Origin of the sequence: Edaphosphingomonas haloaromaticamans (assembly GCF_001853345.1) — a bacterium.
GTDB lineage: Bacteria > Pseudomonadota > Alphaproteobacteria > Sphingomonadales > Sphingomonadaceae > Sphingomonas_E > Sphingomonas_E fennica.
Window position 1 is genome coordinate 1 of sequence record NZ_MIPT01000004.1, and the last position, 9,219, is coordinate 9,219.

The 9,219-nt window shown below is 65.9% G+C and carries 10 protein-coding genes and 1 pseudogene; 7 read left to right on the forward strand and 4 right to left on the reverse strand.

Annotated elements, in window-relative coordinates; all coding sequences use genetic code 11:
- The 7 genes from BHE75_RS22765 to glk form a co-directional block, all read left to right on the forward strand.
- On the forward strand, positions 1-240 hold a 240-nt coding region (locus tag BHE75_RS22765; RefSeq protein WP_139181867.1), incomplete at its 5' end, for an energy transducer TonB.
- 136 nt (positions 241-376) lie between these two features.
- Positions 377-700, forward strand: coding sequence for a hypothetical protein (locus tag BHE75_RS22770; RefSeq protein WP_015458942.1), 324 nt, complete (start codon positions 377-379; stop codon positions 698-700).
- A 22-nt stretch (positions 701-722) separates the two neighbouring features.
- Positions 723-1,670, forward strand: coding sequence for a bifunctional diaminohydroxyphosphoribosylaminopyrimidine deaminase/5-amino-6-(5-phosphoribosylamino)uracil reductase RibD (gene ribD, locus BHE75_RS22775; RefSeq protein WP_070931881.1), 948 nt, complete (start codon positions 723-725; stop codon positions 1,668-1,670).
- A 12-nt stretch (positions 1,671-1,682) separates the two neighbouring features.
- Positions 1,683-2,294 (forward strand): riboflavin synthase, encoded by a 612-nt coding sequence (locus BHE75_RS22780; RefSeq protein ID WP_070931879.1) that lies wholly within the window; start codon positions 1,683-1,685, stop codon positions 2,292-2,294.
- Complete coding sequence (gene ribB / locus BHE75_RS22785) at positions 2,284-3,432, forward strand: 3,4-dihydroxy-2-butanone-4-phosphate synthase (RefSeq protein ID WP_015458939.1); 1,149 nt, start codon at positions 2,284-2,286, stop codon at positions 3,430-3,432. The genes BHE75_RS22780 and ribB overlap by 11 nt, the downstream gene beginning before the upstream one ends.
- Positions 3,433-3,439: 7 nt before the next feature.
- Positions 3,440-3,862 carry a 6,7-dimethyl-8-ribityllumazine synthase gene (ribH, locus tag BHE75_RS22790; RefSeq protein ID WP_015458938.1) on the forward strand — a complete coding sequence of 141 codons (423 nt, stop codon included), beginning with the start codon at positions 3,440-3,442 and terminating at the stop codon, positions 3,860-3,862.
- A 4-nt stretch (positions 3,863-3,866) separates the two neighbouring features.
- Positions 3,867-4,835 (forward strand): glucokinase, encoded by a 969-nt coding sequence (gene glk, locus BHE75_RS22795; protein WP_070931877.1) that lies wholly within the window; start codon positions 3,867-3,869, stop codon positions 4,833-4,835.
- Positions 4,836-4,924: 89 nt separating this feature from the next.
- Here glk and BHE75_RS22800 read toward each other — a convergent pair whose 3' ends face one another.
- The 4 genes and pseudogenes from BHE75_RS22800 to BHE75_RS22815 all read right to left on the reverse strand — a co-directional run.
- A complete protein-coding gene (locus tag BHE75_RS22800; protein ID WP_070931875.1) occupies positions 4,925-5,716 on the reverse strand; it encodes a DUF5672 family protein in 792 nt (263 codons plus the stop codon).
- Positions 5,717-5,725: 9 nt separating this feature from the next.
- Positions 5,726-7,315 carry a glycosyltransferase family 2 protein gene (locus tag BHE75_RS22805; protein ID WP_070931871.1) on the reverse strand — a complete coding sequence of 530 codons (1,590 nt, stop codon included), beginning with the start codon at positions 7,313-7,315 and terminating at the stop codon, positions 5,726-5,728.
- 99 nt (positions 7,316-7,414) lie between these two features.
- Positions 7,415-8,545, reverse strand: a complete 1,131-nt coding sequence (locus BHE75_RS22810; RefSeq protein ID WP_070931869.1) for a polysaccharide biosynthesis/export family protein — start codon at positions 8,543-8,545, stop codon at positions 7,415-7,417.
- 298 nt (positions 8,546-8,843) lie between these two features.
- A pseudogene (locus BHE75_RS22815) lies at positions 8,844-9,219 on the reverse strand (phytanoyl-CoA dioxygenase family protein); the annotation flags it as partial.

The following is a 9,219-nucleotide window of genomic DNA, read 5'->3' on the forward strand; positions in this document are numbered from 1 at the left end:
CCCGATTATCCGGCGCGGATGGCGCGGCAGGAGATCGAGGGCGTGGTGGTGGTGCGCGTGCTGATCGGCGCCGATGGGCGGGTGAAGGCGGTGGAGCAGGTTTCCACCACCGATCCCGCCTTCTTCGAGGCGACGAAACGGCAGGCGCTGCGCGCATGGCGCTTCCGCCCCGCCACCCGCGACGGTGTGGCGGTGGAAAGCTGGCGGACGATGCGGGTGAAGTTCGAGATGCAGGCCTGACGGCGGACCCCGGCCGATACCGGCGCCGGCTCTTCTCCCTCTCCCCGGCGCCACCCGCCCCGCCGCCTTCGGGCCTGGCGGGGCGGCCTTCGGCCAAGGGTGGCATAAGCGGCCCACTGGGCTTATCTAGGCGGCCATGGCCATACCCCGCCCTTCCAAGCCATCCGCCGTGTGGCGCGACCTGCGCGCCTTCATGGCCGGCAACCAGCGGCACAAGCTGCTGATCGGCCTGATATCCGTCCTGATCCCGGCGCTGCTGGTGGCGGGATTCTATGTCGATTCGCGGGTCGATCCGCCCAAGCCCCAAATGTATTTCATCCCGAGCTGGCCCGCCACGCGCAGCGATGCCGAGATCATCGCCCAGCAGAAGATCGACCAGAAGAAGCTGGACGCGAAGCGCGAGGCGAAGCGGCAGGAATATCGCCGGCTGGCCGATCAGCTCGGCATCAAGGTTGACTGACGCCGCCCGGGACGCGCGCTGGATGGGCGCTGCGCTGGCGCTGGCCGCGCGCGGCCGGGGGCAGACCGCGCCCAACCCCGCCGTCGGCTGCGTGATCGTGCACGACGGCCGCGTCGTCGGCCGGGGCTGGACCCAGCCGGGCGGGCGCCCCCATGCCGAGGCGATGGCGCTGGAGGCCGCCGGCCCCGCCGCGCGCGGCGCCACCGCTTATGTGACGCTGGAACCCTGCGCGCATGAATCGCCGCGCGGCCCCGCCTGCGCCGACCTGCTGGCCGCAAGCGGCATCGCCCGCGCTGTGATCGCCTGCCGCGATCCCGATCCCCGCACCGACGGCCGCGGCATCGCCCGGCTGGAAGCGGCCGGCATCGCCACCGCCACCGGCATCGCCGCGCGCGAGGCGGAACGCGCCATGGCCGGCTTCCTGATGCGGGCCAGGCACGGCCGGCCGCATGTGACGCTGAAGCTTGGCCTTTCGATCGACGGGTGCATTGCGCTGGCATCGGGCGAGAGCCGCTGGATCACCGGCCCCGCCGCCCGCGCCCACGCGCATCTGGAACGCGCCCGCGCCGAGCTGATCCTGGTGGGGCGCGGCACGCTGGAGGCGGACGCCCCGAAGCTGGACGTGCGGCTGCCGGGGCTGGCGCACCGATCGCCCGCGCGCGCCGTGCTGGGCCATGGCGCGGCGCCGTTCGGCTGGATCGCCGTGGACCGGCCGGAAGCGATCGCCGACACGCCGGCCCTGGACGTGCTGGTGGAAGGCGGCGCGGGCGCGGCGGCCGCCTTCCTCGCCGCCGACCTCGTCGATCGCCTGCTGGTCTACCGCGCGCCGATCGTCATCGGCGGGGGCCGGCCCGGCATCGCCGATATCGGCCTCGTCCATCTGGAGGGCGCGCACGGGCGCTGGCGGCTGCACGATCAGCGGATGCTTGGCATCGATCGGCTTGAGGTTTACGAGCGCGTCCGAGAATAGGACCCCATCTGCATGTTCACCGGAATCATCACGGACATCGGCACCATCACCGCGACCGAGCAGCGCGGCGACCTGCGCGCCCGGATCGCCACCGCCTACGACACCGCGACCATCGACATGGGGGCGTCGATCGCCTGTTCGGGCGCCTGCCTGACGGTGGTCGACAAGGGCCCCGGCTGGTTCGCCGTGGACATTTCCGCCGAAACGCTGGCCCGCACCGCGCAGGGCCGCTGGAACGAGGGCGCGCGCCTGAACCTGGAGCGCGCGCTGAAGGTGGGCGACGAACTGGGCGGCCATATCGTGACCGGCCATGTCGACGGCATCGCCGAGGTGCTTTCCGTGACGCCGGAGGGCGATTCGCAGCGCATCGTGATCGCCGGCGGCCCGGAAATCGCCCCCTATATCGCGGCCAAGGGATCGGTGGCGCTGGACGGCATATCGCTGACGGTGAACGACGTGGCCGACGCGCCCGGCGGGGCCGTGCATTTCGGCGTCAACATCATCCCCCACACCGCCCTGAACACCACCTTCGACACCATCGCGCCCGGCCGCGCGATCCATGTCGAAATCGACATTCTCGCCCGCTATCTCGGGCGGATGGAGCAGCTACGCCATGTCCAGTAACCCAGAGCTTTCCCGCCTGCGCCACGCCTTCCTTTCGAGCCCCGAAGAGATCATCGACGAGGCCAAGAACGGGCGCATGTTCATCCTCGTCGACGACGAGGACCGTGAGAATGAGGGCGACCTCGTCATCCCCGCGCAGATGGCGACGCCGGACGCGATCAACTTCATGGCCAAATATGGCCGCGGGCTGATCTGCCTCGCCATGGCCAAGGAGCGGGTCGACCAGCTCGGCCTCAACCTGATGAGCCGGCACAACGGCACCCGCCACGAAACCGCCTTCACCGTTTCGATCGAGGCGCGCGACGGGGTTTCCACCGGCATCTCCGCGGCCGACCGCGCCCGCACCATCGCGGTCGCCATCGACGCCTCCAAGGGCCCCGAGCATATCGTGACGCCGGGCCATGTGTTCCCGCTGGTCGCCCGGCCGGGCGGCGTGCTGGTGCGCGCCGGCCATACCGAGGCGGCGGTGGACGTGGCGCGGCTGGCCGGCCTCAACCCCTCCGGCGTGATCTGCGAGATCATGAAGGATGACGGGACGATGGCGCGGCTGGACGATCTCGTCGCCTTCGCCCAGCTCCACAATCTGAAGATCGGCACGATCCGCGATCTGATCGCCTATCGCCGCCGCCACGACCATAATGTCGAGAAGGTGGCCGAAACGAAGTTCGACAGCCGCTATGGCGGCGAATGGCGGGCGATCACCTATCGCAACAAGGCGGTGGGCACCGAGACGCTGGCGCTGGTGAAGGGCCATATCGATCCGGCCAAGCCCACCCTGGTGCGGATGCACACGCTCAACATCTTCAACGATTCGCTGGGCGAACTGAACGACCGTTCGGGCATGCTGCAGGGCGCGATGCGCGCGATCGACGAAGCGGGATCGGGCGTGGTGGTCATCATCAACCGCGCGCTGGTGAACGCGATGTCCACCGTGGTGCGCGCCCGCGCCGAGGGCAAGGGCCCGGATTCGGACGATATGAACGAGCTGCGCGATTACGGCATCGGCGCGCAGATCCTGGCGGAGCTGGGGATCCACGACATGATCCTGCTCACCAATTCGCACCACACGCTCATCGCGCTTTCGGGCTACGGCCTCAACATCATCGGCGAGCAGCCGATCTCCACCGAAGGGCTCTGATACGACCATGGCGAAGGTGCTGATCGTCGAGGCGCGGTTCTACGACCATCTGAACGACCTGCTGATCGAGGGCGCGCGCGCCGCGATCGAGGAAGGCGGCCACAAGCATGAAACGGTGACCGTGCCGGGCGCGCTGGAGATACCCGGCGCGATCGCGCTGGCGGCCGAAACCGGCCGCTACGACGCCTTCGTGGCGATCGGCGTCGTCATCCGCGGCGAAACCTATCATTTCGAGGTGGTTTCCAACGAAAGCGCGCGCGGCCTGATGGCGCTCAGCATGGACGGCATCGCCATCGGCAACGGCATATTGACCGTGGAGAACGAGGCGCAGGCGCTGACCCGCGCCCGCCCCGACGAGAAGGACAAGGGCGGCGAGGCTGCCAAGGCGGCGCTGGCCATGCTGGCGCTGCGCGAGCGCTTCGGCCACTGACGGCATGGAGATCGTCGCCGGCGATATCGGGGGAACCAACGCCCGCTTCGCCCTGGCGACGATCGAGAATGGCCGCGTCACCCATCTGGGCGATCCGGTGACGCTGCCGACATCCGCCCATGCCAGCCTGCCGCTCGCCTGGGCGGCCTTCGCCCAGCGGATCGGCCGGCCGCTGCCGCGCGCCGCCGGCATCGCGGTGGCCGCCCCCATCCGCGGCGATACGCTGAAGCTCACCAACAATAGCTGGCTGATCCGCCCGGCAACGCTGGCGGACGAGATCGGCGTCGACGAGCTGGTGCTGATCAACGATTTCGGCGCGGTCGGCCATGCCGTGGCCCATGCCGGACCGGAGGATTTCCTCCACATCGCCGGGCCTGACCGGCCGCTGCCCACGGAAGGCGTGATCTCGATCGTCGGCCCCGGCACGGGCCTCGGCGTCGCCTCGCTGCTCCGGCGCGGCGGCCGGCAGTTCGTGATCGAGACCGAGGGCGGCCATGGCGACTATGCCCCGCTCGATCCGCTGGAGGAGGCCGTGCTCGCCCGGCTGCGCGCGCAGCATCGCCGCGTCTCCACCGAACGGGTGGTGGCCGGCCCCGGCCTCGCCGCGATCCACGCCGCCATCGCCGCCATCGAAGGCCAGCCGGTGCCGCCGCGCGAGGACAAGGACCTGTGGACCGCCGCGATCGAGGGCAGCGATCCGCTGGCGGCCGCCGCGCTCGACCGCTTCTGCCTCGCGCTCGGCAGCGTCGCGGGCGACATCGCGTTGGTGCAGGGCGCCAATGCCGTGGTGATCGCCGGCGGCGTCGGCGCGCGCCTGGCCCGCCACCTCCCCCGCTCCGGCTTCGCCGACCGCTTCGTCGCCAAGGGCCGCTACCAGGAAATGATGGCCGCCATGCCCATCCGCCTCATCACCCACCCCCAGCCCGGCCTGCTGGGCGCGGCGGTGGCGTTCGGGGAGCGGGGGAGCAAGTGATGGAAATCCACAACCCGAAGCCCTGAGCTCGGCAAGTCCGAACAGAAGCCCGAAGCGTGAGCTCAACCGGCAGTGGGAGGCGTTTCCACTTATCCGCGCGCGATATCGTATGCCCGATCAGCGATCATGCGCAACGATCGGGCCAAGCCCCTGCGGCCGCCGCGGAGCGACTTCAGGAGACCCAAAAAGTCCGGGCGCAGGCTCGAACGGTTATCGAGGCTGCGATAGGCTTCCCAGAAAGCCTCGTTGTCCATGATGCGAGGCATATTGAACACGCCATGGAAACCGAAAGTGGTTCCGACATCGGCGGCCCGCTCCGCGGCAAACAGATCGGCAAGCGCACGTGGCGCGAAGCGAATGCCCCGCGCTTCCAGAAATGCGCGGTTGGTGCGGCAGATGGCCACGTCCTCGGGATGCCCGGATATGAAGTCCAAGGCCTGGCAGGCTTCCATCAAGCGGCGGCTGCGTAGCGAGAAACCGCCATTGCCGACATCATGGCCATCATCAAACTGGGGCCAGGTTGCGCCGATATAGTCATATTCGAGAAATTCCGGTCGCCAGCGCCGGGCATCGAGCACATGCCCGTCCCATTGAACGACGAGGCAGTGCGAAGTCTCCACATGCCTCACCAACTCGCTGAGGAGGAATTTCGAATATGCCGCCGCTGAATCGAGATGATCGATGGGGACAACCCGTATTCCCGGATGTTCGGGTTGGACGGGCACATCGGTGAACAGCATGCAATCGGCGAAGGCCACCTGTTCGAGGCTGGCGCTCAGCGCTCGCACCGTGGCTTTCACGTTCACCGAAGTCACCGCGCAGAGGGTCACATCCGGCAGAGCGAGCCGGATCGGCGACGAAGGATAGGATCGAGCCTTCATGTCCACCCTTTATAACCTCACCACAAAGCGCTCGCTAAACCGGCTAAGTTCCGGATGATGGAACGGATCGATCCGCTCGCCTGTGCCCCAAAGCTCCTGGAGCGCCGCCAGTTCCCTGGCCAGTCGCGCGGCGCCGATGGGGTCACGATCGAATCCCCGTGAGACGGATTCATGATGAATCAGCATCGCCCTCGGCTCGTAAAGTGACTGCCAACCCCGGCGATTCAAGCGCATGCACAAATCCACATCGTTGAAGGCGACCGCAAACCTGCCTTCATCGAGTCCGCCTACCGCAAGAAAGCGGGGACGCATCACGACCAGGCAGGCAGCCGTCACCGCCGAGGTGAATTGCGGGAGGGCATGGCGATGAAAATAGCCTTCCTCATTCGGGCGCAGCAGCCGATGGGCATGGGCGGCGGCTCCCCCGACGCCCAGAACCACGCCTGCGTGCTGAATACGTCCGTCAGGATAGAGCAGTTGCGCCCCCACCGCGCCGACATCCTCCCGCAATGCCTGTGTGGCCATCGCCTTCAGCCAGCCTGGCGTTACGACTTCTATGTCGTTGTTGAGCAGGCACAGCAACTGCCCCCGGGCCTCGGATGCCGCGCGATTGTTCATCGCGGAAAAGTTGAAGGGGCCAGGATGGCGCAGCACCCGGTAACGCACTGGATCGAGACCAGAGAGATAGGCCAACGTCGCCGGATCATCGCTATCGTTATCGACGATGATTATCTCGAGATCCGGATAGTCGGTATTCTCCAATCCAGCGAGGCACGTATGCAACAGATCGTGCCGATTGCGGGTGGGTATGATCACGCTGACCGGCGGCAAGCCGCCGCCCGGCGTATGGAACGTCGCGGGAATGCGCGGGCGGGGACGCCGGCGGCGATGATGCAGCACTTGCGGCAAGTGCAGGGGAACCGTGCGTGCCGCAAGCGACGCGACAAGCCGCCCCGCCCAGTCCTCACCGGACAGCCCCTCCAGATCTTCCGGCTGGGCTCGCGCGATACAGGCGCCCGTCATATAGTCGAAGTGACGGAAAAGCTCGCTATTCCAGCTCGGCTTGAAATGGGGCGCAATGCGCCTCCCCCTTCCATCGACCAAGTCGTCGTCGGCGTAGATGATCCGCGTTTCCGATCCGATGATGGCCGCGCGATAGGCCTGGACGGCTGCGGGTGCCACTATATCGCCGGCCATGATCGGCATCAGCCAGGGCTTTTCTTGCCAATCGATTTGCCGGACCGTTTCAGCAAGCGCCGAGACGTTGCCGCTGTCCACCAAATGCGCCGGCACGCCGGCGGCCGTCAGGCTGAGCAGAGTTTCGTTCAGGCCAATCCGCCCAACCCCGATGTCCACGAGCGCCACAATAGGCGGTGATGCGTGCCTGGCGCTCCTATCTTCACCGCCGATCTGCTTCAGAATCCAAAGTTGATAGGCTTTGGACGATACGCCGAGAAGTGGCGCAAACTGGCTGCGCGCGCGCAACCGCTTGCCACGCAGCCACCACCATGAGGCGGTCAGATAAGCGCGCGGCGCTACCCGCGCCGCATCGAGATGCGCCGACAGCGCCAGCCAGGCCCTGCCGCATCTTCCCGGCATCGGCCTTATCCGCATTGCCGAGAGCCACCACAGGTCGGAAGCCGTTTCATCTGAGGCCGATCGCCGGATCGTTCCAGTTCAAATTCTTTCGCGCACCCGTCAGTTATTCTGCAAGATATCGATGGAATTGGTAACAGCCACAACGGGCGAGAATAGCTGGCTGATAAGCTGAATCAGCTTGCTAGGCTGGTTTGCCCTAGCGCTGCCAAAGTAAAGTATATCATTGTTAGCCATCATGAATTTTTGGGCCAGGAAGTAGGTTCCGGTATTCATCATGTTGAAATGATAGACAACAGGATGAGCCTTTCCATCCTGATCCTTGACATAGCGAAACACAAAAATCGCCTGTGGGTCCCCGAGATTTGGATTCGCGCCACCAGCCGTCGCCACGGATTCGGCAAGCGACATCGTCGAACGGCCGAAAGGTATCTGCTGCACTCGGCCCGAGGCGCCGAGAACGGAAAATGAGAGAGGGTCCTGAACGACCGTCAATCGATCACCAGGATAGGCCGGCACATCGGCTTCGGGATTATCCAGCAGGTCACTGAAGCGCAGTTCGGCCACGCGCGATCCACGCACCACCCGTAGAGCCAGATCCTTGGTGTTCCCACGCTGGCCGCCCGCAAGCGCCACGACATCGGAAAGCCGTTCCCGATTCGTCTGAAGGACAATCCGACCCGGATTGGCGACCTCCCCGCCCACTATGACCGAATTACTGATCACCTGGGTGATGTTGACCAGAACCTGCGGGTCCTGCGAGCGGCCTCGCAAGGCATTGCGGATCTGATTCTGCACCTCGAAGGCCGTCTTGCCGGCCACACGCAGCTTGCCCGCATAAGGAACGACAATGTCTCCATTATCGTCTACTCTCGTCGGGGGAAGCGTCTGAACCTTAACGCCGGCATCATAGGGCACCGACGGGTTTGCGACCGCAGTGCCGCCGCTGAAAAGCGGAATGCCCGCTTCGTAAATGGAAATCAGCATGACGTCACCCGGCCCGACCATATCGGTGGGCGGTGGCGCGAGATTCGCCAAGGGCAACTTGTCCTTGCCGCCTTGCGCAGGCAGCGCCGAGGCATCCGTAACCTCGACGATCTTGATGTTTTCACCGCCTGGCGCGGCCTCCGCGCTTTTACGGACCTGCAGGCCTGTCGGGCCACTGGACGGTAGTGTCGAGCAGGCTCCCAGAGCACTGCACATGACAAGCGTGATGAAGCGTTTTCTGAACATTACCTATCGCAATAAGAGCGGGATCTCGCCAACATCGGTTAGCTGTCGGCCGTCCGTGCCGCAATCGATAACCTCACGCAAACGAAACAGGCAAGACCGAGGCATGAGGAGCCGGACACTTCTGCTCCATCAACCCTGCATGGACAGCTGGAAAAACCCTCAACGCCAACCGAAGGACACCGCCCCACTTTCGCACGATCACGGCAGATCGTGCATGAAACGGGCCGATATTCAAACTCGCGAAGGAAACACCGCCGCCCCCGGCCATGTCGAACGGGAAAATGCCAGTGCGCCGCGCTTACCGGCGGAGGCGTGAACGAAGCCGACCCAGGAAGCCAGCGACAGGCCGCCGGGGCGACGTTTCGTCGACCTGCTCACCGAGATAGCGGCCCTGACGCGGGCGGCCGTCGCGAATGTCGACGGGGCTGCGTCTATCGAGCCTGCCCAACGCTTCATCCGAAAAAGCGGGGGTATAATAAATGCAATCATCGAAATAATAATGCGTCACCTGCGACCNGCGGGTGCGCCGGGGATCGCGCACGCTGCTGCCACCATGCAGCAGATTGGCGCACCAGATCAGCGCCTGCCCTTTGCGGGCATGAAACTGCTCCGCCTGGGCGCCGTGCGCCTCGCACAATGCCTGCCATGCCGGCCCATAGGGATCCTGGGCTGAC

What these genes read in the sequence shown, in the direction of transcription:
- BHE75_RS22770 (WP_015458942.1), top strand. Translation starts at nt 377, where the DNA reads ATGGCCATACCCCGCCCTTCCAAGCCATCCGCCGTGTGGCGCGACCTG.
- ribD (WP_070931881.1), top strand. Translation starts at nt 723, where the DNA reads ATGGGCGCTGCGCTGGCGCTGGCCGCGCGCGGCCGGGGGCAGACCGCG.
- BHE75_RS22780 (WP_070931879.1), top strand. Translation starts at nt 1,683, where the DNA reads ATGTTCACCGGAATCATCACGGACATCGGCACCATCACCGCGACCGAG.
- ribB (WP_015458939.1), top strand. Translation starts at nt 2,284, where the DNA reads ATGTCCAGTAACCCAGAGCTTTCCCGCCTGCGCCACGCCTTCCTTTCG.
- ribH (WP_015458938.1), top strand. Translation starts at nt 3,440, where the DNA reads ATGGCGAAGGTGCTGATCGTCGAGGCGCGGTTCTACGACCATCTGAAC.
- glk (WP_070931877.1), top strand. Translation starts at nt 3,867, where the DNA reads ATGGAGATCGTCGCCGGCGATATCGGGGGAACCAACGCCCGCTTCGCC.
- BHE75_RS22800 (WP_070931875.1), bottom strand. Translation starts at nt 5,716, where the DNA reads ATGAAGGCTCGATCCTATCCTTCGTCGCCGATCCGGCTCGCTCTGCCG.
- BHE75_RS22805 (WP_070931871.1), bottom strand. Translation starts at nt 7,315, where the DNA reads ATGCCGGGAAGATGCGGCAGGGCCTGGCTGGCGCTGTCGGCGCATCTC.
- BHE75_RS22810 (WP_070931869.1), bottom strand. Translation starts at nt 8,545, where the DNA reads ATGTTCAGAAAACGCTTCATCACGCTTGTCATGTGCAGTGCTCTGGGA.